The organism is Achromobacter sp. SD115 (assembly GCF_017355315.1).
Lineage (GTDB): Bacteria > Pseudomonadota > Gammaproteobacteria > Burkholderiales > Burkholderiaceae_B > Achromobacter > Achromobacter xylosoxidans_B.
In genome coordinates this window covers 374,046-395,360 of the sequence record NZ_JADIJM010000003.1, presented here as the reverse complement: position 1 = coordinate 395,360, position 21,315 = coordinate 374,046, and the positions used below count along the sequence as shown (strand labels likewise).

Sequence of the window (21,315 nt, the reverse complement as noted above, 5' to 3'; positions counted from 1 at the left end):
AACTTTAAAGGCGCGCCATGGATCTCATCGACCCCCCCGTCCAATCCCGCGACCAGACCATCCGGGACCTGCGGGAGTTCTCCCGCAAACTGGTGCGCGAACTGGGCTTCATGCGCAGTTCGCTGGCAGGCAGCGAATTGGCGCCGTCCGCGGTCCACGCCATCATCGAGATCGGGCTGCAGCCGGGCATACAGGCGCGCGACCTGGCGGCCATCCTCAGGCTGGACAAGTCCAATACCAGCCGTCAGGTCGCCAAGCTGGAGTCTGCCGGACTGCTGACGCGCGAGGCCGACAGCGAAGACGCCCGCTCATCGCGGCTGCACTTGAGCGAGACGGGGAACCAACTGCGCGCCCAGATCGACCAGTTCGCCACGGACCAGGTGTCGCGCGCCTTGCGGCAGTTGGCGCCGGCGGACCAGCAGTCGCTGATACGGTTCCTCTCGCTCTATGCCGACGCCCTGTCGCACGAGAACCCCAACACCGTGCCTGCCGCCGCCAGCGGCATCGAAGACCAGATACGCGCCGGCTATCTGCCTGGCTGCATTGGCGACGTGGCCAGCCTGCATGCGCGCTATTACGCGCAGGCCTCGGGATTCGGCGTGTACTTCGAACGCAAGGTGGCGACCCAGCTGGCCGAATTTGCCGAAGGCCTGCCCGCCGCCGGCAAGAACATCTGGCTGTACGTGGACAACGGCAGGACGCTGGCTTCCATCGTCATCGATGGCGATCTGGCCAAGCGCCAGGCGCACCTGCGCTGGTTCATCGTCGACGAGTCGCTGCGCGGCATGGGCGTGGGCCGCGCGCTGCTGGCACGGGCCCTGGCCTTTGCCGACGCGAACTACGATGAAACCTACTTGTGGACCTTCAAGGGGCTGGATGCCGCCAGGCACCTCTACGAGGCTGCGGGCTTCACCCTGGCCGAGGAATCCGAAGGCAGGCAGTGGGGCAGCGTGGTGGTCGAGCAGCGCTTCGTCCGCCGCAGCCAGCACGCCTCAGATCACGCTGATGCGTAGTTCGGCCAATAGCGCCGCCGCCTGAGTCTTGGATATGGTGGCGCCGGCCAGGCGCGCGGCCGAGTTCAGGTCCAGGCCGCCGAGGTCGGCTTCGCGCAGGTCCGCGCCTTCGAAGCGTACGTTCTTCAGGACGGCGTTGCGCAGGCTGCCGCCATGGAATACGGTGTCGCGGAAATCGCTGCCGGTCAGGTCGGCATCGGAGAAGTCCAGCTGCAGCACGTCGCTCTTGCGAAACGACAGGCCGCGCAGCAGCGCGCCGACCAGCAGGCATTCCCGCAGGGACCACCCGAGGCAGGCGATGCCGTCGAAATCGCTGCCGGTGAGCTTGCAGCCCTGGAAACGGGCCGCAGCCAGCCGTGCACGACGCCAACTGGCATTGTTGAGATCGCAATTTTCGAAGACGGCGTCGCTGGCGTCGCACGAGGCGAAGTTGACCTGGCCGCCGCGGCAGCGCAGCCAGGCCGAGTCCGCCAGGTTGGCGCCCTGAAAGGAGGCTCCCGCGATGGCGCAGGCCGTCAGTTGCGCGCCGCGTAAATCCAGGCGCGAGAAATCGGCGTCCTGGAAGTCGCAGTCCTGGAACGACAGCGCGCGTCCGGCGGACTGTTCCATCAAGGCCTGCATCATTTTGCGGTCCACTTCCTGGCCCGTCACCGTCTCGATTGCTGCTTGTGTCATGCCGCGCGTTCCTGCCTGAATTTCTGCAAAAGAAGGAAAGCCTACTGGAAAATCTCGCTTTCCACGCAGAAGGCGATCAGTTCCTGGTCGGTGCGGACGTTGAGTTTGCGCATGGCCGAGATTTTCTGGCCGCTGACCGTCTTGACGCTGCGCTTGAGCGCCTCGGCCACCTGCATCATGGATTCGCCGCGGATGAAATGACGTAGCACCTCGAATTCCTTGGGCGACAGGCTGTTGATGCGTTCGCCGATGAACTTGCTGCGCTCATCGGGCGCGCCGTCGCGCTGGAAGCCGGGCGGATAGTATTTGCGGCCGGCATGCAGCGTTTCCAGCGCGGTCATGATTTCGCTGAGATTGTCGCGCTTGAGCACCACGGCGGCCACGCCGGCGTCGTAGAGCGCCGAGATGATCATGGAATTCGACACCATGGTCAGCACCACGATCTGGACCTGCGGGTAATGGCGCGTCAGGTACTTGACGAGGCGGATGCCATCGCCGTAGGTATCGTCGCCGGGCATGGAATAGTCGGTGATGACCACGTGCGGCGCGTCGCGTTGCAGGTGCTGGATCAGCGCGGTTGGCCCGGGCAGAGTGGCCGTGACCTCGAAATTGAGGTCTTTTTCCAGCAGGTCGCGCATCCCCATCAAGACCAGGGGATGGTCGTCGACCAGGACGATTCGGAGTCTTTCCATGCGGGGGAGTGCCGTCAGGCGAGCCCTGGTTTCAAGCGGAGATAGGGCGGTCGGGCTCGGGGTTGAGGTCGGAGGCAAACCGATAGCGTAGTGGTTTTTGCGAAGCTGCGCGCCCCGCGCCGATGCTCCGGAGCGGGGGGAGGTCCGAGGGACTGGCGTCAGACGGCTTCAGGCCGCCGCTTCGGCCTGCATGCGCCCCAGGATGAAGCCGTCGACCGCGCTGGTGCGGCCGCGCCAGAGCGTGGGCTGTCCGGCGATGGGGGTGCCATCGGCCGTGAAGAACAGGGCATCGGCGAGATGGATGTAGTTCGGCAGCGGATCCGCCGGCTGCGGCACGCGGAAAACGTCGCCCAATTCCGCCAGGGAGACATGCACGGCCTTACGGGTGGCTTCGTCCACGGTGTTCAGCGACCCCGTGAAACTGGCCGCGAAGCTGTCGAAGTAATCCGCGCCGGACACGATGGAACCCGACACCAGCATGCCGCCCATTTGCAGGGTGACGCCGATGCTCTCGATCTGGCTGCCGTTGTTCACCAGGTTGACCAGGAATTGCAGAAAGGCGTCGGCGTCGGGCGTGGCGCTGGCGCCCAGGCTGGCGTTGGGAGCGGTGCTCATGGCGTGATCTTCTGGAATATTTGGAAAGCAGCCAAGATACTCGAATCGCGGGCGAAATACACAGATTGGGATCGCCCGAAAAACAGCCAAATCCGACCGCTATCCCCCGGCTTCGGGCGCTGGCATTTTTTCCAGGGCGCGCGCCAGCCTTCCGGCCGCCAGCCGCAGGCGATCCCGCAGCGCTGCAGGGGCCAGAACTTCGAATTCCACGTCCAGCGCCATCAGCCAATACACCAGCGCGTCCAGGGAAGGCACGGCGCATAGCAGCAGGCAGCGCGTTTCGTCCAGGGGTTCGATCTGGCCGGCGCCCGGCGGGATCCGCGCGGCCATGACGGCGCGCGGCGCGTGCAGGACCACGCGCGCAGGTTCCGGATGCGGCGTCATGTTGACCGAGCGCGACACGTAGGCGCGCAGGTCGCCGCCTTCGGGCGGAGGCCGCGGCGCGAAATGCGCGCCGACCTGCGGGGTGCCCGCGATGCGGTCGATGCGGAAGGTGCGCCAGTCGTCGCGCGCAGGGTCCCAGGCCACCAGATACCAGCGATACCCGGTATGCGCCAGCCCTTGCGGCTCGACCAGCCGGGTGCTGGCCCGGCCCTGGCCGTCCGCGTAATCGAAGCCGAGCCGCAACTGGTCGCGGCAGGCGGCCGCCAGCGTGGCGAGCAGGGTGGCGTCGACGGTGGCGCCATCGCGCGGTATGGGCACGATGGCCGAGCGCAAGGCGTCCACCCGGCGGCGCAGGCGCTGCGGCATGGCCTGCTCCAGCTTCACCAGCGCCCGCAGCGCGGTTTCCTCTATGCCGCCCACCGTGCCGGTGGCCGCGGTGCGCAGGGTGAGCGCCACGGCCAGGGCTTCATCGTCGTCCAAAAGCAGGGGCGGGAGGGCTTGCCCCGCGCGGAAGGCATAGCCGCCTGCCACCCCGCTGCTGGCATGGATGGGATAACCGAGCTCGCGCAGCTTGTCGATGTCGCGCCGCAGTGTGCGGGGATGGATGGCAAGGGTCGCGGCCAAGTCGGCCCCAGCCCAGTGGCGGCGGGTTTGCAGCAGCGACAACAGGCGCAGAAGGCGGTTGCTGGAAGTAAGCATGGAGGCACGATAACGCGTATTGAGGGCGGAATCTGTCCTCAATGGGTTTTACAGTGGCTCCCGTAGTCAGCGGCAGGGGCCGCGACGCTTATCCCTTGATTGAATTGGAGATTTGCCCATGTCTATCGTCTTTTATTGGCACCCCATGTCCAGCGCGACCCCAGTGGCCAGCGCGCTTGCCGAACTGGCCGTGCCGCACGAACGCGTCAAGGTGGACATCAGGACGGGCGAGCAGCACCGCCCCGAATTCCTGGCCCTGAACCCCAACGGCAAGGTTCCCACCCTGACGGTGGACGGCGCGCCCTTGTTTGAGGCCCTGGCGATACAACTGTGGCTGGGCGAGCGCTACGGCGTGGAGCGCGGCCTGTGGCCTGCTGCTGGCACGCCCGAACGCCTGCTGGCGATGTCGTGGTGCGCATGGTCCTACGTCAGTTTCGGCGCGGCGGTGATGCGCCTTTTTCTGGCCACGCAGGGCGAGGGTGCGCCCGGCGGCGCCGAGGCGCAACGCGTGTTGAACGACGTGGATGCCTTGCTGGCTGTGCTGGATGGGCATCTGTCGCAGCAGCCCTGGATGTTGGGCGCGGCCTACTCGCTGGCCGACCTGGTGGTGGGTTCGGTGGTCGGCTATAGCGCCTATCTGGGCGCCAGGGTGGCTTTACACCCGCATGTGCAGGCATGGCTGGACCGGGTCCAGGCCCGGCCCGCCATGCAGATCGATGCTTAGCGCCGGCTGACTGGCGCCGTGGCTTACCAGCCCCAGCAGGTGCCGGCCGCGGGCTTGCCGCAGTTGCGGTAGTTCACGGCGAACCACAGCTTGCCCGCGCCCCGCGGGCTGCCGTCGGCCTTGGCATCGTTGCGCGGCAGCTCCTCCAGGGTGTCGCGCGCCTTCTTGGTGGGCGAGCCGCTGGCAGCGTCGGCCACCAGGGGGATGCGCCCCAGGCCGGCGGCGTCGCGGTCGTCGAAGACGATGTCGCCGTCCTTGAGCGCCGCCATCTTCAGGGAGGCGTCGCGCACCGCGGCAGCATAGCTGTCGCTCGCGCCGGCAGGCGCCAGGCTTTTGTCCAGCGTGCTGACGGCGAGGATCTGTGCGGGGGCGGCGGGCGCCATCATCTTGTACTGATCCAGGCCGGGCAGTTGGCCGCCGGCGGCCTGGCGGCGCAGCCAGTCGCCCCACAGGAACTCGGCGAATTCCGGCAGATTGCCGTTGCTGTAGGCGATGTCGCGGGTGAAATACACGAGCGAGCGGTAGCGGTCCTCCTGCATGCCGCCGGCCTCCTGGACGCTGGCCAGGCCCAGACGGGCGGGTAGTTGGTCTACGGTGATGGGCTGGTTCTGGCCGTCGCGCAGCCAGGCGCGGCGTTCGTCGACCATGCGCTGCCAGAAGGCGGCGGCGTTGGGCAGGCTGCTGTAGTTGGCGTCCACCTTGACCCAGACCGGCAGCTTGGGGCCGCCATCGGCGATCTCGCGCAGCGACGAGAAGGTATGGTGGCCGTCGGTCAGATACAGATTGCCGTCCCAGCCGACCACCACGGTCTTGAGGTTGGCTGCATTGGTGCCGGGGGCGTTCTTGCAGGCATAGGTGGCGGGCTGGTCCAGGCGGGCGGCGCGTGCCTCGGCGACGCTCTGGAATTCCTGCGCGCGCTCGGCGCCACCCATGTCTTCGCAGTAGTCGTCGAACTTCTTGCCGACCGTGCGGTTGAGGTAGTCCAGCTGCTGCACCGGCTTGTCGGTCCAGGTCGGGCGCTCGAAGTCGCCTTGCCAGCGGCCCAGCTTGTAGTAGATCTGGTCGTAGCCGATGGCGGCTTGGGTGGGGTGCAGTTCCTCGATGCGGACCTGGATCACGTCGCCCGGCTTGGCTTCGAGGTAAGCAGTGTTGCGAGGCGGCTGGGTTTCGACGGGCGGCGGCGTTTCCCCGGTGGGGGGAGGCGTGACGGCGACGGGTTCGTCGTCATGGTCGTCGCCGCCGCCGTTGCAGGCCGCCAGGGCCAGCGGCAGCAAGGCCGCGGCCAGGATGCGCAACAGGCGTTGCCGGTTGGGAAGGGAAGCGCGCGCGGGGCGGAAGGTCGGGGTCATGGTCCGTTCAGGATCTGGTTTCAAAGATAGCCGATCATGAGGGACGCGTGTTTCCTGAAGATTGCACGGCAGCGGGTTGCCACGCATGCAGTCTGTCCATGAGGCCCCGCACGACGGTGGCCTGATCGTGGATGCGGGCGGCGGCGGCGGCGGACAGGCCTGTGGAAAGCTCCTCTTCCAGGGCTTCGAAGTGCGAGGCTGGCGCCCGCATCTGCAAGGCCAGCAGCGCGCCCTGTATGCGGTGCAGCATCTGGGCCGTGGCGACGGCGTCGGGTTTTTCGGCGGCCTGTTCCAGCGCGTCGAGATCCTGGGTCATGGTGTCCCGGATCAATTGGCGATGGTCGGGCGCAAGCGCGGCGTACACCGCGAGCGTGCCAGCGGCAGGGCCGGCGGGAGCATGGGGGAGCGATTTGTGCATGAGAGCCTCCTAGGCGTACATGCGAATGACGTCAGGCTCGCGGGCGATATTAAAAAAGCCCGGTACCAGGAGGCTGGGAATCGGACGGATTCGCCATAGGCGGAGGCGGCCCCGCAGCCGCTCCGCCGCTTTGCTTAGAACGTGTGGCGCACGCCGATGCCGGCGGCCGTGCTCTTCAGGCCGTCGATGAAGGCGTAGTCCTTGCCGTACGAACCGTAGGCGTACAGATTGGTGCGCTTGGACAGGTCGTAGGTATAGCCCACGCTCCAGACGTTCATGTTGGTGTCGCCGCCGGTCAGCTTGTCGTTGTTCGGCGATACGTGTTGCCACGATGCGAACAGACTGCCGGAGCCGCCCATGGGCATGGTGGCGCCCAGCATGTAGGAGTTGGCCTTGAAGCCGTCAACGAAACGGTTGGTGCCGAATTCGTCGCTGAAGGGCGTGCCGGCCGGCAGATCCTGGCCGACGAACCAGCCGTCGGTGGTGCGGCCGTAGGCGGCGGCGAGCTTCACCACTTCCAGATCATAGGACAGGCCCAGCGCGTACTGGCGCGGCGTGGCGTCATGATCGATGGCGCCGCGATTGGAGCCGTTCAACTGGTCATAGGTCAGCGTGACGTTCACCGGGCCCTGCACATAGCGCAGGCCTGCGGTGATGCCGCGGGTGTTGTCGGCGGTGCGAAAGCCCGTCTGGTCCGCCACCGTGTCGTCCGCATTGAACGAGTAGCCGACGCCGAACTCGAAGCCGCTCATGGACGGCGACTTGTACATGACCATGTTGTCCCAGCGCATGGTGTTGGCGGCGCTGAACCCCAGGCCCATGTTGGACTGGGTGTAGCTGGTGTAGAAGGGGTCGATGTCGGCGAGGTAGTTCGAGCCCACCGTGGCCTGGCGGCCGAACTCCAGCGTGCCCCAGGCGTCGTTGGCCAGTCCGATGGTGGCTTGGCGGCCGAACAGGCGGCCGGATTGTCCGCGCTGGCCGTTGGCCGAGTCGAAGCCGCTTTCCAGCTTGAACACGGCGCGCAGGCCGTCGCCCAGGTCCTCGGCGCCGCGCAGGCCCCAGCGCGAGCCGGCCTGGATGCCGTTGATCATGCCTATCTTGCTACCGTCGTATCCATCGCCTTTGATCTTGTTGTAGCCGATGCCGGTGTCGATGACACCATAGAGAGTTACCGACGATTCTGCCTGAGCGACGCCTGCAAAAGTAGTGAACATTGCGGCTGCGAGCAGCGTCTTTTTCATCCTTGGGGACTCCTGTAGAGGGGTGGAAAAAGCAAAAGGGAACAGCACGCGAGCAATTAGCCCAGCGCTGTTCCCTGCCCTCATTGTAGGACACCGGCCGCGGCCGGCAGGCTCAGCCCTTGCGCCGCGCGCGCTTTTCCTCGCGCACGAAGATGAATGCGCCGACCAGCACCATGGCCGCCAGGGCGTACCAGGTGATGGCGTAACCCAGGTGGTTGTTGGGGAAGTTCAGCACGGTCAGGCCGCCGACCGGCGCAGTGCGCCCGCTGCCGTCCTTGCCCGTCGCGTCGGCGTCGATGAAGTAGGGCGCCACGTCGGTCAGGCCGCGCGCCGCGGCGATGGCGGGCAGGTCGCGCGAGTACCAGAGGTTGGTCGCCGGATCGTTGTTGCGCAGGAAGCCATGGCCGGGTTCGCCCATGCGCAGCAGGCCGGTGACGCTGGCCTGTTCGGGCGCGGACTGGATGGCGGACTTGCTCTTGCGCCATTCAGGCAGCACGAAGCCGCGGTTGACCAGCACCGTGCCGCCTTCGGGCAACTGCAGCGGGGTCATGACCCAGTAGCCGCTGCCCAGCTCGGTTGCGGCTTGCACCAGGGTCTGGCGGTCGTACAGGTAGGTGCCCGTGGCCGTGACGCGGCGGTACTCGGCGTTGTCGGAGGTCAGCGCGGGCCATTCGGCCTGGGCTGGAGCCGGCGCGGGCGCCGCATGGGCGCGCTGTTCAACCTGCGCGATCAGGGTGCGTTTCCAGGCCAGCCGATGCACCTGCCAGGTGCCCAGGGCGCAGAGGCCCGCGAAAATGGCGACAGCAAGCACCCCCAGGATGACCAGAGTGATCTTGCTGCGCGGATTGCGGGAGGAGGTGTCGCGGGAAGTAGAGTCGTTTACTGCGGCCATCAGGGCATTTTCCGCATGTCGTGGGTAGACATGGGCATCATATTGGAGTCGAGGTGATACATGATCCAGATGGATCCGCTGAGCGTGATTACGACCAGCACCAGCGTGAATATTAACGCCAACATGTTCCAGCCGCTTTCGGACTTGGTGTCCATGTGCAGGAAGTAGATGATGTGGACCACGATCTGCACCACGGCGAACGCCAGGATCACCAGCGCGGTGGTGCGCGATTCGGCGAAGACGCGGTCCATGACCAGCCAGAACGGGATGGCGGTCAGGACGGCGGCCAGCACGAAGCCGGTCATGTAGCTCTTGAAAGTGCCGTGGGCGGCGCCGTCATCGTCGTCGTGGTGGTCATGGCCGCCATGGCCATGATCGGCCGGGTGCTCCAGGTGCGCGGTCATGGCAGCACTCCCATCAGGTACACGAAGGTGAAGACGCCCACCCAGATCAGGTCCAGGAAGTGCCAGAACATGGACAGGCACATCAGGCGGCGGCGGTTTTCGGGAATCAGCCCGTGCATCTGCACCTGAATCATCATCGTCACCAGCCACACGATGCCGAAGGTGACGTGCAGCCCGTGGGTGCCGACCAGCGTGAAGAAGGACGACAGGAAGGCGCTGCGCTGCGGGCCGGCGCCCTGGTGGATCAGGTGCGTGAATTCATACAGTTCCAGCGACAGGAAGCCCAGCCCCAGGATGCCGGTAACGGCCAGCCACAACTGGGTGGCGCCGACGCGGTTGCGCCGCATCTCCAGCATGGCGAAACCGTAGGTGATGGACGACAGCAGCAGCAGCGCCGTATTCACCGCCACCAGCGGCAGGTCGAACAGGTCGGCGCCGGACGGGCCGGCCGCGTAGTTGCGGCCCAGCACGCCGTAGGTGGCGAACAGGCAGGCGAAGATGAGGCAGTCGCTCATCAGGTAGACCCAGAACCCCAGCAGGGTGCCGTTCTTGGGATGATGTTCGCCGGCGACGTGGAACATGGGCTCCGCGGGGGGCGCGGTGCCGCCGGGCAGGTGGGGGGCCAGGGTATCAGACATTTTTCGCTAGCAACCTTGTGCGGGCGTCTTCGGCGCGCACGACCTCGTCGGCCGGCACGTAGTAGTCGCGCTTGTAGTTGAAGGTATGAACGATGGACACCAGGATCAGTGCCGCGAACGACAGCACGGCCAGCGGCCACATATGCCAGATCAGCGCGAAACCCATGACGACGCTGATCCCCGCCAGCACGATGCCGGCCCAGGTATTCTTGGGCATGTGGATGGGAATGAAGCCCTGTTGCGGGCGCAGGTAGCCGTGCTGCTTCATCTGCCACCACGCGTCCTGGTCGTGTACGCGCGGCGTGAAGGCGAAGTTGTAGTTGGGCGGCGGCGACGAGGTCGACCATTCCAGCGTGCGTCCGTCCCAGGGGTCGCCGGTGGTGTCGCGCAGCGAGTCGCGGCGGCGGTAGCTGACCACCAGCTGGATCAGGAAGCTGGCGATACCGCAGGCGATCAGCAGCGCGCCGAAGGCCGCCGCCTGGAACCAGATCTGCAGCGACATGTCCTCGAAGTGGTTCACGCGCCGTGTCACGCCCATCAGCCCCAGCACGTACAGCGGCATGAAGGCGACATAGAAGCCCACCAGCCAGAACCAGAACGAGCACTTGCCCCAGAACGGATCGAGCTTGTAGCCGAAGGCCTTGGGAAACCAGTACGTGATGCCGGCCATCAGCCCGAACAGCACGCCGCCGATGATCACGTTATGGAAGTGCGCGATCAGGAACAGGCTGTTGTGCAGGACGAAGTCGGCCGGCGGCACGGCCAGCAGCACGCCCGTCATGCCGCCGATCACGAAGGTAACCATGAAGCCCAGCGTCCATAGCATGGGGACCTCGAAGCGGATGCGGCCGTGGTACATGGTGAACAGCCAGTTGAAGATCTTGGCGCCTGTCGGGATCGAGATGATCATGGTGGTGATCCCGAAGAAAGAATTCACGCTGGCGCCCGACCCCATGGTGAAGAAGTGGTGCAGCCACACCAGGTACGACAGCACCGTGATCACGACCGTGGCATACACCATGGACGCGTAGCCGAAGAGGCGCTTGCGGCAGAAGGTGGAGACCACTTCGGAGAAGATGCCGAAGGCCGGCAGGATCAGGATGTAGACCTCGGGGTGGCCCCAGATCCAGATCAGGTTCACGTACATCATGGCGTTGCCGCCGAAGTCCGCGGTGAAGAAGTTGGTGCCTACGTAGCGGTCCATGGACAGCAGCGCCAGCACCGCCGTCAGCACCGGGAAGGCAGCCACGATCAGCACGTTGGTGCACAGCGCGGTCCAGGTGAAGATGGGCATGCGCATCATCGTCATGCCCGGCGCGCGCATCTTGACGATGGTGACCAGCAGGTTGACGCCGGACAGCAGCGTGCCTACCCCCGCTATCTGCAAGGCCCATATGTAGTAATCGACGCCTACGTCGGGACTCTGCATGATTCCCGATAAAGGCGGATAGGCCAGCCAGCCGGTGCGCGCGAATTCGCCCACGAACAGCGACATCATGACCAGGATCACGCCGCCCGTGGTCATCCAGAAACTGAAGTTGTTCAGGAAGGGAAAGGCCACGTCGCGCGCGCCGATCTGCAAGGGCACGATGTAGTTCATCAGCCCCGTGACCAGCGGCATGGCCACGAAGAAGATCATGATCACGCCATGCGCGGTGAAGATCTGGTCGTAGTGGTGCGGCGGCAGGTAGCCCGCCGAATCGCCGAAAGCCACCGCCTGCTGCAAGCGCATCATGATGGCGTCGGCAAAGCCGCGCAGCAGCATCACGATGCCCAGGATGACGTACATGATGCCGATCTTCTTGTGGTCGATGCTGGTGAACCACTCGCGCCACAGATAGCCCCACTTGCCGTAGTAGGTGATGGCGCCCACTACCGCGATGCCGCCTATGGCGACCGCGATGAAGGTGAAGAGCAGGATCGGTTCATGGTAGGGAATGGCTTCCCAGGTCAACTTACCGAAGATCAGCTTGGTGAGGTCTGGTTGGTCAGGCATCTCGATTCCAGCAAAAAGACCGCAATTTCACGAAGCCCTTGCATCATCCGGATCGCCGTGCGCCAGCGATCCGCTACAGGACCAATCCTTCGGTGGCCGTGCACATCGCGCCCACGTACTTGCGCGGCGGCGTGCCGGTCAGTCCCAGGCGCTCCCGCGTTTCCGCGTCCAGGGTGGTGACGTTGAGCGCGCCGGGTATGCCCATGCCGCCCTGCGCGTCGATCGCCATTGCGTCGCGCATGCACATGCGGTTGGGCTCCACGCAGCGGTTGACGATCGCTTCGAACAGGCCGGGCGCGCTGGAGGCATAGAGCTGCACCGGATTGCGTTCGCTCGGCTGTTCAAGTTTCAGGTAGGCGTCGCGGCTGAGCGCGGCGTTGGAGGCGCGCGCGTTCGCCACCCACTGGTCGAAGCCCTGCTGGTCTACCCCGTGGAACTTGAAGCGCATGCCCGAGAAGCCCGAGCCGCTGTAGTTGGCGGAAATGCCTTCATATTCGCCGGGGTGGTTGATCACGGCGTGCAAGGTGGTCTGCATGCCGGGCATGGCGTAGATCTGGCCCGCCAACGCGGGTACGAAGAAGGAGTTCATCACCGTGGACGAGGTGATCCTGAACTGGATGGGACGGTCCACGGGGGCTGCCATCTCGTTCACCGCCGCGATGCCCTGTTCGGGATAGATGAACAGCCATTTCCAGTCCAGCGCCACGACTTCGACCACCAGCGGCTTGGTGCCGGCCGGCACTTCGCGGCCTTCGGACAGGCGCGCGAGCGGGCGGTAGGGGTCCAACTGGTGCGTGCTGACCCAGGTAACCGCGCCCAACGCAATGATGATAAGCAGCGGCGCCGCCCAGATCAGGAGCTCCAGCATGGTGGAGTGGTTCCAGTCGGGGTCGTAGTGCGCTTCCTTGTTGCTTGCGCGATAGCGCCACGCGAACAGGAACGTCAGGAAGATCACCGGCACGATGATCAGCAGCATCAAGCCGGTGGAAATGATGATCAGATTGCGCTGCTGCAAGGCGATGTCGCCCGACGGCGAGAGCAGGACCGCATTGCATCCGGCGAGCAATGGCAGAGCGGCAATCAGGACCAATCCGCGGAACCTTGGGAAGGACGGCATGACCATACCCCGAAACGTAACCGTGGGAAGTAAACGCAACACTACGCTGGAAGCCGCGAAAAATCTAGGGTAAAAAGAACAAAAATGTGCAGGGCGGCGCGCGCGGACCAGGGCTGCATCCCAATAACGGAGCGGCTCTGCGCGATATGGACCGCAGGCGCGCGGGTGTGTTTCAGGATCGTAGGCCAGGCTGTTCCGAACCTCCTTTCAGCGAGCATTCACATGGCGACCACCACGCAATACCCCGGTCATGCCCCTTCAGTCCCCGCGGCCGGCGGCGGCGGCCACGCCAAGGTGGCGCCGGGTGAAATCGCGGTGGGCGTGGTGGTGGGGCGCGCTTCCGAATACTTCGATTTCTTCGTCTTCGGCATCGCCTGCGTGCTGGTGTTTCCGCAGGTCTTCTTCCCCTTCGAACCGCGCCTGGAAGGCACGCTCTGGTCCTTCGTCATCTTTTCGTTCGCGTTCATCATGCGGCCCATCGGCACGGCGCTGTCGATGGCGGCGCAGCGGCGCTGGGGGCGCGCGACCAAACTCACCATCGCCTTGTTCCTGCTGGGAACCGCCACCGTGGGCATGGCCTTCCTGCCCGGCTACAACGTCATCGGCGCGCACGCGATCACGCTGCTGGCGCTGTTCCGCTGCCTGCAGGGCCTGGCGCTGGGCGGCTCATGGGATGGGCTGCCGTCGCTGCTGGCTTTGAATGCGCCGCCGAATCGCCGCGGTTGGTATTCGATGCTGGGCCAACTGGGCGCGCCCGTGGGCTTCATGGTGGCCAGCGCGTTGTTCCTGTTCCTGCACGTGACGCTGACCGAAGCCGATTTCCTGGAATGGGGCTGGCGCTATCCCTTCTTCGTGGCGTTCGCGATCAACGTGGTGGCGCTGTTCGCGCGGCTGCGGCTGGTGGTGACCGAGGAATACACGCAACTGCTGGAAGAGGGCGAGCTCGAGCCCATCAGCACCACGCAGATGGTGCGCGAGCAAGGCTACAACCTGTTCATTGGGGCATTCGCGGCGTTGGCCAGCTATGCCTTGTTCCACCTGGTCACGGTGTTTCCGCTGTCGTGGATCGCGGTCAGCGCCACCCAGCAGATCCAGGACGTGCTGGTCGTGCAGATCATAGGCGCGGTGTTGGGCATCCTGGGCACCATCGCCTCGGGCTGGCTGGCCGACCGCATCGGCCGGCGCACCACGCTGGGCCTGCTGGCCTTGCTGATCGCCGTGTTTGCGCTGTTTACGCCCTGGCTGCTGGGCGGCGGCCCGAAAGCGCAGGACGCATTCATTCTGGTGGGCTTCGCGCTGCTGGGACTGTCCTACGGCCAGGCCTCGGGCACCGTTACCGCGAACTTCACGCGCCGCTTCCGCTACACGGGCGCGGCGCTGACTTCCGACATGGCCTGGCTGATCGGCGCCGCGTTCGCGCCGCTGGTCGCTCTGGGCTTGTCGGCGCGCTTCGGGCTGGTGGCGGTCAGCGTCTATCTGCTGTCCGGTGCGGCCTGCACGCTGTTGGCGCTGCGCATCAACAAGGTGCTGGAAACGCGGGATTGAAGGGATGAAACCAAGGCCGCGCCTGCGGAATTTCCGCGGGCGCGGCCTTTTTTCTTGTGTAATGGCGGGGCTAGCGCACCGGCCAGCCGTACATCAGGCCACCGTCGCGCCATTGCGCGTTCAGCGCGCGCGGCAGCTTCATCGGGCTGCTCATGCCCAGGTTGCGCTCATAGCTTTCGCCGTAATTGCCCACTTGCTTGACGATGTTGTAGGCCCATTTGTCGTCCACGCCCATGTTGCGCCCCATGCCGGGCGTAACGCCCAGGATGCGCTGCACGTTGGGGCTGTTGGCCTTGAGCTGCGCATCGACGTTGGATGAGGTAATGCCGAATTCCTCGGCCTCCAGCATCGCGTTCAGCGACCAGCGCACGATGTTGATCCAGTTGTCGTCGCCCTGGCGCACCATGGGGCCGAGCGGACTCTTGGAGATGTTCTCGTCCAGGATCACATAGCTGTCGGGGTTTTCCAGCGTCATGCGGGAAGCGGCCAGTTGCGACTTGTCGGAGGTGAAGGCGTCGCAGCGCCCGGCCGAGAAAGCGCGCACGATCTCGTCGTATTTCTCGATGACGACCGGCTTGAAGCGTAATGACTGCGAGCGGAACCAGTCGGCCAGATCGAGTTCGGTCACGGTGCCGGGCTGCACGCAGACCGTGGCGCCGTCCAGTTCGCGCAGCTTCTTCACGCCCAGCTTTTCCGACACCATCACGCCCTGGCTGTCGTAGTAGTTGACCGCCACGCTCAGCAGGCCGAGCGTGGTGTCGCGCGCCATGGTGGGCGTCACGTTGCGGGTCAACACGTCGACCTCGCCGGACTGCAACGCGGTGAAGCGCGCCTGGGTGGTGAGCGGCGTCAGGCGGTACTTCGTCGCGTCATTGAAAACTGTCGCGGCGATGGCGCGGCACATGTCCACGTCCAGGCCGTGCCAGGTCCCCTTGCTGTCGGGCGCGGAAAAGCCTTGTATGCCGGTCGATACGCCGCATTGCAGATAGCCCCGCTTGCGTACCGTGTCGAGCGTGGGGCCGGCGAACGCCTGGCTGGATACGGCGGCCAGCGCCAGGGCGCAGATGGCGTATGTGCGTCGGTGCATGTCGTTCTCCTGCCGGGCGGGCCGGCGCCGGATGGTTGCGGAAAGGGGCTTCAGGCGGCGCGCGCGGCCGGCTTTGCGATCTTGTCGAGGCTCTCAGTCAGGGCCTGATCCAGGATCGCAATGGCGCGGTCGATCTCGGCGTTGCTCACGGTCAAGGGCGGCGCGATGCGCCACACCGAACCGCGTTCGGGACGGCGGCGGATGTTCATGGACAGGCCCAGTTCGAAGCAGCGCTGGGTGGTCAGGGCGCCGAGCTGGTGATAGGGTTCGCGGGTGTTGCGATCGCGCACCAGCTCCACGCCCAGCAGCAAGCCCAGGCCGCGCACGTCGCCGATGGCTTCGTGGCGCTGCTGCAGTTCCAGCAAGCCGCAGCGCAGGTAGTCCCCCTGGGTCCGGGCGCGCTCGATCAAGCCTTCGCGCTGGATGGTATCCAGCACGGCCAGGCCCACCGTGGCGGGCAGCGGGTCCGATACGTGGCTGGTGTAGAAGGTGAAGCCCTTCTCATGCACGTCCTGCTCGATGGCAGGCGTGGTGACGGCGGCGGCCAGCGGCAGGCCTCCGCCCAGCGTCTTGGACACGCTCATGATGTCGGGCGTGACGCCGAAGTACTCGGAGCCGCTGCGGTAGCCAATGCGGCCGAATGCCGTCTGTGCCTCATCGAAGATCAGCAGCATGCCGCGCGCGTCGGCCGCCTGCCGCAGCGCCTGCATGTAGGACTTGGGCGGCACCAGCACGCCGCCCGCGCTGATGACGGGCTCGACGATGATGGCGGCCGGCCTGCCGGCGGAAGCCATGTCGAACATCTTCAGGCCAATCTCCAGGCAGGCCAGCGCGGATTGCTCGGCGTCCATGCCGGCGATGTAAGGACGGTAGGCATTGGGTTCGGGCATGACGAACACGCCGGCGGGCGGCACGCCATAGCCCTTGCGGTCGCTGGCATAGGAAACCGAACCGGCTCCGCTGGTCACGCCGTGCCAGGAGCCGCCGATGGCGAGGATTTCGAAGCCGCTCTTGTTCATCTTGGCCATGCGCAGGGCGATTTCGTTGCTTTCCGAGCCGGTGTTGACGAAGATCGACTTGCTCAGGCCGGCGGGCATCCAGTCGCGCGCGACGGTGGCCGCCAACTGGGCCACGGCTTCCGGAATCATGCCGCTGAAGAAGTGGAAGGCGGTTTCGCCGGCTTTGTGCACCGCCTCGACGATGGCCGGATGGTTGTGGCCGATGGTGGCGCACATCTGGCCCGAGGTGAAATCCAGGATCTCGCGCCCGGTGTCGTCGCGCACGATGGCGCCCTTGGCGGACGTGAACAGGTTGGGAAAGGTATCGCCGCCGTAGCGTACGAGATATTCGCGGGCGGCGGCGCGCAGGGTTTCATCCATGTTTACACTCCGTGGCGTGTGGGCTCCAATGCGGAACCGATGGCGGCAGTGTCCGGCAGGGCGCCGACGCCGTCCAATGCGAACTGAGCATGCGCGGCGATGCATCGCGCGCATGGCCGATGCGGATTACGCATGATGCAAGGAGCACTATGGATACCCGGTGGTTGCAGGACTTCATCACGCTGTCGGAAGTGCGCAATTTCACGCGCGCCGCCGAGGCGCGCAATCTGTCGCAGGCCGCGTTCAGCCGCCGCATCCAGAGCCTGGAGAACTGGGCAGGCGCGCGCTTGATCGACCGCACGGCATTTCCCACCCAGCTCACCGAGGCGGGCGAGCGCTTCCGCGGTGCCGCGATGGAACTGATCAACCAGTTGGCCGAAGCGCGCGCCGGTATCGCGGGCGTGCCGGCGCAGAATCAGTTGCGCCTGGCCACTTCCTACGCGCTGGCGACAGCGCACCTGCCGAAATGGTGGCGAACCTGGAGCGAGGGAAAGCTGCTGAGTTGCAGCCTGCAGACGGGCAATGTGCACGATACGGTGTCGGCCTTCACCTCGGGCGCGGCGGATTTCCTGATCTGTTTCCATCAGGTCGCCCAGCCTTTGCCGCTGGATCCCGCGCGCTACGATTGCCTGACGCTAGGCCGCGAACTGATCAAGCCGTACGCGGCGCGCACGTTGATCGAGCGCACCGGGCTGGACCTGCCGGGCACGGCGGCCCTGCCGGTGCCTTTGTTGATGTACTCGTCCAACGTCTATTTCGGGCGCCTGATCGACGCCGCGATCGAAGGCGCGGCCGAGCCGCTGCACGGCATGCGCGTATTCGAGGCCGAGATGTCTGACGTGCTGGGCGACATGGCCGCCCAGGAACTGGGCGTCGCCTGGCTCGCGGATAGCGCGCTGCAACGGCTGGCGTCCGCGGACCTGGCGCCGCTGGCCAGCCGGCTATGGGACATCGAGGTGTCCATCCTGGCGTTCAAGGACCGCGCCGACTCGCGCCCCGCAGTGGAGGCGATGTGGCAGCGGATGCGCGCGACCACTCAGCCGGCGTAGCCTTCCAGCACGTTGGCGACGTTGATGCCCACGTCCGCCACGGCATAGCCGCCTTCCATCGTGAACACAGCCGGCAGGCCCAGGCCGGCCAGCAGGCGGCCCACGTGCAGATAGTCGGCGCTCTTGAGCTGGAACTTGGAGATGGGGTCGCCTTCGTAGGTGTCCACGCCCAAGGCGATCACGACCGCGTCCGCCTTGAAGGCGCGCACGGCCGCCAGTCCCTGTTCTAGCGCCTGGGTCCAGGCGGCAAAGCCCGTGCCGGCGGGCAGCGGCAGGTTCAGGTTGGAGTCCAGGCCGGCGCCCGCGCCGCGCTCATCGGCGTAGCCCAGGTAGAAGGGGTACTCGGTGGTCGGGTCGCCGTGAACCGACACGGTCAGCACGTCGCCGCGTTCGTAGAAGATGCTTTGCGTGCCGTTGCCGTGGTGGTAGTCCACGTCCACGATGGCGACGCGTTCGGCGCCGGCTTCGCGTAGCGCCTGCGCGGCCAGCGCCGCATTGTTCAGGAAGCAATAGCCGCCGAAGAAATCGGGACCGGCATGGTGGCCGGGCGGGCGCGTGAGCGCCATGGCGGCGCGCGGGCCGCCCGCCGCGGCTACGGCGCGCGCGGCGTCGATGGCGCAGGCGGCGCCCGCAGTGGCGGCATCCCAGGTGCCGGCGGTCAGCGGGCAGCCGCTGTCGAACGAGAACAGGCCGACGCGCGCGGCGAAGTTGGTGGGTTCTATATCGTGGCGGAAGCCGCGCACGGGCCAGATCGAGGGCAGGACGTCCAGTTCGGCGTTGGCCGGATCCAGCGCGACCCAGTCGTGCCAGGCGCTGGCCAGGAAATCCACGTAGCGCGGGGTGTGCACGCGCTTGACCAGATCCAGGTCCGCAGTAGACGGCGTGCGCAATTCTCCAATACCGCGCTGGCGCAGCGCCTGCAGCACGAACTCCAGGCGCGCCGGGGTTTCGTGGCAGGGCACCAGCTTGCCGCGGAACATTTCCTGCCGGCCAGCATGTTTGTCATGGACAGGGTTGTGGAAGATCAGCACGGCGGGGATGTCCTCGGACGTAGAGCCAGGAAGGCGGAAGCGCAACTATAGCGGCCGCGATGCTTGCGGCGCCACGGCTGGCGTGCGACGGCGCGGGTTGCGGCGGGTGCTTCCCGGCGTGTGCGCGCCTAAGGGCCAGGCCGCGCGACGCATTTTCCGGCCTGGGACCCCGGGTGCGGAATGCGCCGCTCGGACTCGCCCTCGCGCCGTGTCCAGGAAATGGCCTGCGCCGTGCCGTCCGGGCATACCCGGTATTCCTCGAAGCCATAGGTGTCGGCGCTGTAGCGGCACGCCACGGAAAAGACGGGTTTGCTTGCGTCGAACACGGGGTTGACGAAGCCGCGGCAGGGACTGGCCGCGGCATCGGGATGCGGCATTTCGAGAAAGCGTCCCTCCTGCGGGCGGTACAGGAATATGCGCGAAATGGCCTGTGTGCTCCCGCCGGTCTGGCCGATGACGAAGTCCCGGTAGCCATCATGGTCCACGTCCAGGTCCTGGAACTGGTCGATGTCTTCGTCGCCGTCGAGGCGGGGGATTTCCTGCGCAGTGCCGTCGCCTACGCGCACGCTCAGGCGCTGCTCAGGCAGTTCGGAAACCGTTACCACGGCGGACAGGCCGGGGCGGATCGAATAGGGGTAATCGCGCGCGGCGGCATTTTGGCTTAGCGCTGACAGCGCAGCCAGCGCCGCCACGGACAAGAATGCTCTCATGGGGCGCCCTCCGCGCCGTCGACTCGGTGAGGCATTATGCCGCAGCGGCTTGCGGGGAAACCAGGATCCCTCGCCCCGCGTCGGGCGGTGGATCCTGGGTAGAATTCCAAGATACGCAAGATCGCCGTGACGCGCTCCGCCCGCCATGAATTTTCCGTTTCCCATCCGTCAAGAATGTCCGCCGGGCGCATGCGTGTGCGACCGTGAGCGGCTGCTGGCCGATCCGGCCGCGGACATCCGCGTGCTGCGGCTGACCAAGGAAGAGGAGAAGCGCCTGGTGGCGCGGCTGGAGAACATTTCCAGCCTGGAGGACCTGCGCGCCATGCAGGGACGCATCCAGGCGCAATTGGGCATCGTGATCCTCATCACGCCCAGCGAAAACGAGGTGCGCACTTCGCGCGGCATTGCGATCCAGCTGGAGGACCAGCTCGGCTTGTGCCGCAAGACGCGCACGGCGATCCCCGCCGCCATCCGCCGCGGCTTCGACAACCGTCCCGAGATCGTCTATGCGCTCTTGAACGAGCGCGACCTGCTCAGCGACACCTGAACGGATTCAGGACTTCTTCGCCCCAGCGGCCGCGCCGCAGGGCGCCAGCGGCACCACGTCGGCAGGCGCGCGTCCGGCGTCCGGGCGCGTCGCATCCCGCTTCTTGCCCAGGGTGACCGGGTAGATCAGCAGCACCGCGCTGCCGGCTTCCAGCTTGGGATCCTGCTTGGTGCCGTAGGCCACGGTCCAGCCGCGCACGGCCAGGGGGGCCAGCGTGTACCGCAAGGCCGAACCGGGCGAGACGTGCGCGACCTTGCCGGCAAACAGGTCCTGCTGATGCGTTTCGGCGCCGTTGGCGCTGATATAGGTGGCGATGCTGACCAGCGCCGCGCCATTGCCGGGGCGGCCCAGCACCGCGGTCTTGTATTTGCCGGGAGGGATGTCGGTCAGGTTGACCGTGAGCGGTCCGGCCGCGTTCCCTTTGGAATCCAGGCTGACGCCGTTGATTTCGGCGCGGGCCAGGGGGGAGGTGCCGATGTTGCGCACGCGCACGCTGTATTCCCCGGAAGTCCCCGTGACCGTGCAGACCTCGACGCCGTAGGCGGCGCGCACGGGATGCGCCTGCGCTGCCATGGCGGCCGTGGCCAGCAGGGCCGCCAGGAACAGCTTGGGGACAGGGGAATGAACGATGGACACGGCACGCTCCTATAAGGAGGCAGCGCGCCGGGTTGCCGCGTTGCCTGCCTTATTACACCACTTGACGGCCGGGCGCCGCGGCTTGCTCGCGCTTGCCGGCGAGCCAGTGCAGGATCAGCGCCAGCACCAGCAAGCCCACGATGATGAAGCCCCAGAAGATCCAGGCCAGCACCGAGATCAGCGTGCCGAGGCTGCCGGCGAAGGGCAGCATCTGGTTCAGGCCCTGCGCGGCCCACACCAGCCCGCCTTGCAGCGTCTGCAGCCAGGCGGGGTCGACCCAGGCCGCGGCCCAGGCGGGCGGGACCCATTGCGACGTGTCCAGCGCCGTGCCGGGCACCTGGGTCGTGGCGATGGTCGACAGGACCCAGTTGGTCAGCTGCAGCGTCAGCGCAACCAGCCCGGTCCAGAGTGCGGCAAGCACGGCGAAGGCGAGCCAGATGATCTTTTTCATTGAGGTGGTACTCCGATGTTTCT

Annotated in this window: 23 protein-coding genes; 5 read left to right on the top strand and 18 right to left on the bottom strand. The window is 66.1% G+C overall.

Features of this window, described 5'->3' with window-relative positions:
* Positions 1 to 17: 17 nt before the first annotated feature.
* Positions 18 to 1,013, top strand: a complete 996-nt coding sequence (locus IPU70_RS06580) for a bifunctional helix-turn-helix transcriptional regulator/GNAT family N-acetyltransferase (protein WP_207465909.1) — start codon at positions 18 to 20, stop codon at positions 1,011 to 1,013.
* Here the strand turns inward: IPU70_RS06580 and IPU70_RS06575 are convergent.
* From IPU70_RS06575 to IPU70_RS06560, 4 genes are all read right to left on the bottom strand, one after another.
* A complete protein-coding gene (locus IPU70_RS06575; protein WP_207465907.1) occupies positions 993 to 1,688 on the bottom strand; it encodes a pentapeptide repeat-containing protein in 696 nt (231 codons plus the stop codon). The genes IPU70_RS06580 and IPU70_RS06575 overlap by 21 nt on opposite strands.
* 41 nt (positions 1,689 to 1,729) lie before the next feature.
* Positions 1,730 to 2,380 (bottom strand): response regulator, encoded by a 651-nt coding sequence (locus tag IPU70_RS06570; RefSeq protein WP_013395975.1) that lies wholly within the window; start codon positions 2,378 to 2,380, stop codon positions 1,730 to 1,732.
* Positions 2,381 to 2,548: 168 nt separating this feature from the next.
* Positions 2,549 to 2,995, bottom strand: coding sequence for a gas vesicle accessory protein GvpU (gene gvpU, locus IPU70_RS06565; protein ID WP_207465905.1), 447 nt, complete (start codon positions 2,993 to 2,995; stop codon positions 2,549 to 2,551).
* Positions 2,996 to 3,094: 99 nt separating this feature from the next.
* Complete coding sequence (locus IPU70_RS06560; protein WP_207465903.1) at positions 3,095 to 4,078, bottom strand: YafY family protein; 984 nt, start codon at positions 4,076 to 4,078, stop codon at positions 3,095 to 3,097.
* Positions 4,079 to 4,196: 118 nt separating this feature from the next.
* Between IPU70_RS06560 and IPU70_RS06555 the strand changes: the two genes are divergently transcribed.
* Positions 4,197 to 4,802 (top strand): glutathione S-transferase family protein, encoded by a 606-nt coding sequence (locus IPU70_RS06555; RefSeq protein WP_207465902.1) that lies wholly within the window; start codon positions 4,197 to 4,199, stop codon positions 4,800 to 4,802.
* Between the two features lie 23 nt (positions 4,803 to 4,825).
* Here IPU70_RS06555 and IPU70_RS06550 read toward each other — a convergent pair whose 3' ends face one another.
* The 8 genes from IPU70_RS06550 to cyoA all read right to left on the bottom strand — a co-directional run bounded on the left by IPU70_RS06550 (position 4,826) and on the right by cyoA (position 12,857).
* Positions 4,826 to 6,151: a ParB/Srx family N-terminal domain-containing protein gene (locus IPU70_RS06550; protein ID WP_207465900.1), complete on the bottom strand. Its 1,326-nt coding sequence runs from the start codon at positions 6,149 to 6,151 to the stop codon at positions 4,826 to 4,828.
* A 34-nt stretch (positions 6,152 to 6,185) separates the two neighbouring features.
* On the bottom strand, positions 6,186 to 6,569 hold the full coding sequence (locus IPU70_RS06545) for a hypothetical protein (RefSeq protein WP_013395970.1): 384 nt from the start codon (positions 6,567 to 6,569) through the stop codon (positions 6,186 to 6,188).
* Between the two features lie 134 nt (positions 6,570 to 6,703).
* On the bottom strand, positions 6,704 to 7,810 hold the full coding sequence (locus IPU70_RS06540) for a porin (protein ID WP_207465899.1): 1,107 nt from the start codon (positions 7,808 to 7,810) through the stop codon (positions 6,704 to 6,706).
* Positions 7,811 to 7,922: 112 nt separating this feature from the next.
* The gene (locus IPU70_RS06535; RefSeq protein WP_207465897.1) at positions 7,923 to 8,702 is read right to left on the bottom strand and encodes an SURF1 family protein; all 780 of its coding nucleotides are present in this window, start codon (positions 8,700 to 8,702) and stop codon (positions 7,923 to 7,925) included.
* On the bottom strand, positions 8,702 to 9,106 hold the full coding sequence (gene cyoD / locus IPU70_RS06530) for a cytochrome o ubiquinol oxidase subunit IV (protein WP_207465896.1): 405 nt from the start codon (positions 9,104 to 9,106) through the stop codon (positions 8,702 to 8,704). The genes IPU70_RS06535 and cyoD overlap by 1 nt, the downstream gene beginning before the upstream one ends.
* The gene (gene cyoC / locus IPU70_RS06525; protein ID WP_207465895.1) at positions 9,103 to 9,744 is read right to left on the bottom strand and encodes a cytochrome o ubiquinol oxidase subunit III; all 642 of its coding nucleotides are present in this window, start codon (positions 9,742 to 9,744) and stop codon (positions 9,103 to 9,105) included. Before cyoC ends, cyoD begins: the two co-directional genes overlap by 4 nt.
* The gene (gene cyoB, locus IPU70_RS06520) at positions 9,737 to 11,740 is read right to left on the bottom strand and encodes a cytochrome o ubiquinol oxidase subunit I (RefSeq protein ID WP_207465894.1); all 2,004 of its coding nucleotides are present in this window, start codon (positions 11,738 to 11,740) and stop codon (positions 9,737 to 9,739) included. The genes cyoC and cyoB overlap by 8 nt, the downstream gene beginning before the upstream one ends.
* Before the next feature lie 73 nt (positions 11,741 to 11,813).
* Positions 11,814 to 12,857, bottom strand: coding sequence for a ubiquinol oxidase subunit II (cyoA, locus tag IPU70_RS06515; protein ID WP_207465893.1), 1,044 nt, complete (start codon positions 12,855 to 12,857; stop codon positions 11,814 to 11,816).
* Positions 12,858 to 13,079: 222 nt separating this feature from the next.
* On the opposite strand from cyoA, the gene IPU70_RS06510 reads away from it, so the two are divergent.
* Positions 13,080 to 14,402, top strand: coding sequence for an MFS transporter (locus IPU70_RS06510; RefSeq protein WP_207465891.1), 1,323 nt, complete (start codon positions 13,080 to 13,082; stop codon positions 14,400 to 14,402).
* Positions 14,403 to 14,472: 70 nt separating this feature from the next.
* On the opposite strand, the gene IPU70_RS06505 is transcribed toward IPU70_RS06510, so the two are convergent.
* Positions 14,473 to 15,489 carry an amino acid ABC transporter substrate-binding protein gene (locus IPU70_RS06505; RefSeq protein ID WP_207465888.1) on the bottom strand — a complete coding sequence of 339 codons (1,017 nt, stop codon included), beginning with the start codon at positions 15,487 to 15,489 and terminating at the stop codon, positions 14,473 to 14,475.
* A 50-nt stretch (positions 15,490 to 15,539) separates the two neighbouring features.
* A complete protein-coding gene (locus tag IPU70_RS06500; RefSeq protein WP_207465885.1) occupies positions 15,540 to 16,868 on the bottom strand; it encodes an aspartate aminotransferase family protein in 1,329 nt (442 codons plus the stop codon).
* Positions 16,869 to 17,017: 149 nt separating this feature from the next.
* Here IPU70_RS06500 and IPU70_RS06495 point away from each other — a divergent pair, with 149 nt between their 5' ends.
* Positions 17,018 to 17,917 (top strand): LysR family transcriptional regulator, encoded by a 900-nt coding sequence (locus IPU70_RS06495; RefSeq protein ID WP_207465882.1) that lies wholly within the window; start codon positions 17,018 to 17,020, stop codon positions 17,915 to 17,917.
* On the opposite strand, the gene IPU70_RS06490 is transcribed toward IPU70_RS06495, so the two are convergent.
* Complete coding sequence (locus IPU70_RS06490; protein WP_207465879.1) at positions 17,905 to 18,948, bottom strand: histone deacetylase family protein; 1,044 nt, start codon at positions 18,946 to 18,948, stop codon at positions 17,905 to 17,907. The two genes, IPU70_RS06495 and IPU70_RS06490, sit on opposite strands and share 13 nt — an antisense overlap.
* A 128-nt stretch (positions 18,949 to 19,076) precedes the next feature.
* Positions 19,077 to 19,658 (bottom strand): hypothetical protein, encoded by a 582-nt coding sequence (locus tag IPU70_RS06485; protein ID WP_207465877.1) that lies wholly within the window; start codon positions 19,656 to 19,658, stop codon positions 19,077 to 19,079.
* Positions 19,659 to 19,803: 145 nt separating this feature from the next.
* On the opposite strand from IPU70_RS06485, the gene IPU70_RS06480 reads away from it, so the two are divergent.
* Entirely contained in the window at positions 19,804 to 20,205 is a 402-nt protein-coding gene (locus tag IPU70_RS06480) for a hypothetical protein (RefSeq protein ID WP_207465874.1), read from the top strand.
* 6 nt (positions 20,206 to 20,211) lie between these two features.
* Here IPU70_RS06480 and IPU70_RS06475 read toward each other — a convergent pair whose 3' ends face one another.
* Together IPU70_RS06475 and IPU70_RS06470 are read right to left on the bottom strand one after the other, a co-directional pair.
* A complete protein-coding gene (locus IPU70_RS06475) occupies positions 20,212 to 20,841 on the bottom strand; it encodes a hypothetical protein (RefSeq protein ID WP_207465871.1) in 630 nt (209 codons plus the stop codon).
* Between the two features lie 52 nt (positions 20,842 to 20,893).
* Positions 20,894 to 21,292: a hypothetical protein gene (locus IPU70_RS06470; protein ID WP_054451706.1), complete on the bottom strand. Its 399-nt coding sequence runs from the start codon at positions 21,290 to 21,292 to the stop codon at positions 20,894 to 20,896.
* Positions 21,293 to 21,315: the final 23 nt, after the last annotated feature.

Excerpts from the sequence above, each read along its gene's own strand:
- IPU70_RS06470 (WP_054451706.1), bottom strand. The coding sequence starts at position 21,292 with ATGAAAAAGATCATCTGGCTCGCCTTCGCCGTGCTTGCCGCACTCTGG.
- cyoB (WP_207465894.1), bottom strand. The coding sequence starts at position 11,740 with ATGCCTGACCAACCAGACCTCACCAAGCTGATCTTCGGTAAGTTGACC.
- IPU70_RS06485 (WP_207465877.1), bottom strand. The coding sequence starts at position 19,658 with ATGAGAGCATTCTTGTCCGTGGCGGCGCTGGCTGCGCTGTCAGCGCTA.
- cyoD (WP_207465896.1), bottom strand. The coding sequence starts at position 9,106 with ATGACCGCGCACCTGGAGCACCCGGCCGATCATGGCCATGGCGGCCAT.
- IPU70_RS06545 (WP_013395970.1), bottom strand. The coding sequence starts at position 6,569 with ATGCACAAATCGCTCCCCCATGCTCCCGCCGGCCCTGCCGCTGGCACG.
- IPU70_RS06550 (WP_207465900.1), bottom strand. The coding sequence starts at position 6,151 with ATGACCCCGACCTTCCGCCCCGCGCGCGCTTCCCTTCCCAACCGGCAA.
- IPU70_RS06535 (WP_207465897.1), bottom strand. The coding sequence starts at position 8,702 with ATGGCCGCAGTAAACGACTCTACTTCCCGCGACACCTCCTCCCGCAAT.
- IPU70_RS06510 (WP_207465891.1), top strand. The coding sequence starts at position 13,080 with ATGGCGACCACCACGCAATACCCCGGTCATGCCCCTTCAGTCCCCGCG.
- IPU70_RS06540 (WP_207465899.1), bottom strand. The coding sequence starts at position 7,810 with ATGAAAAAGACGCTGCTCGCAGCCGCAATGTTCACTACTTTTGCAGGC.
- IPU70_RS06505 (WP_207465888.1), bottom strand. The coding sequence starts at position 15,489 with ATGCACCGACGCACATACGCCATCTGCGCCCTGGCGCTGGCCGCCGTA.
- IPU70_RS06560 (WP_207465903.1), bottom strand. The coding sequence starts at position 4,078 with ATGCTTACTTCCAGCAACCGCCTTCTGCGCCTGTTGTCGCTGCTGCAA.
- IPU70_RS06555 (WP_207465902.1), top strand. The coding sequence starts at position 4,197 with ATGTCTATCGTCTTTTATTGGCACCCCATGTCCAGCGCGACCCCAGTG.
- IPU70_RS06480 (WP_207465874.1), top strand. The coding sequence starts at position 19,804 with ATGAATTTTCCGTTTCCCATCCGTCAAGAATGTCCGCCGGGCGCATGC.
- IPU70_RS06500 (WP_207465885.1), bottom strand. The coding sequence starts at position 16,868 with ATGGATGAAACCCTGCGCGCCGCCGCCCGCGAATATCTCGTACGCTAC.
- IPU70_RS06495 (WP_207465882.1), top strand. The coding sequence starts at position 17,018 with ATGGATACCCGGTGGTTGCAGGACTTCATCACGCTGTCGGAAGTGCGC.
- IPU70_RS06575 (WP_207465907.1), bottom strand. The coding sequence starts at position 1,688 with ATGACACAAGCAGCAATCGAGACGGTGACGGGCCAGGAAGTGGACCGC.
- gvpU (WP_207465905.1), bottom strand. The coding sequence starts at position 2,995 with ATGAGCACCGCTCCCAACGCCAGCCTGGGCGCCAGCGCCACGCCCGAC.
- cyoC (WP_207465895.1), bottom strand. The coding sequence starts at position 9,744 with ATGTCTGATACCCTGGCCCCCCACCTGCCCGGCGGCACCGCGCCCCCC.
- IPU70_RS06570 (WP_013395975.1), bottom strand. The coding sequence starts at position 2,380 with ATGGAAAGACTCCGAATCGTCCTGGTCGACGACCATCCCCTGGTCTTG.
- IPU70_RS06580 (WP_207465909.1), top strand. The coding sequence starts at position 18 with ATGGATCTCATCGACCCCCCCGTCCAATCCCGCGACCAGACCATCCGG.
- cyoA (WP_207465893.1), bottom strand. The coding sequence starts at position 12,857 with ATGCCGTCCTTCCCAAGGTTCCGCGGATTGGTCCTGATTGCCGCTCTG.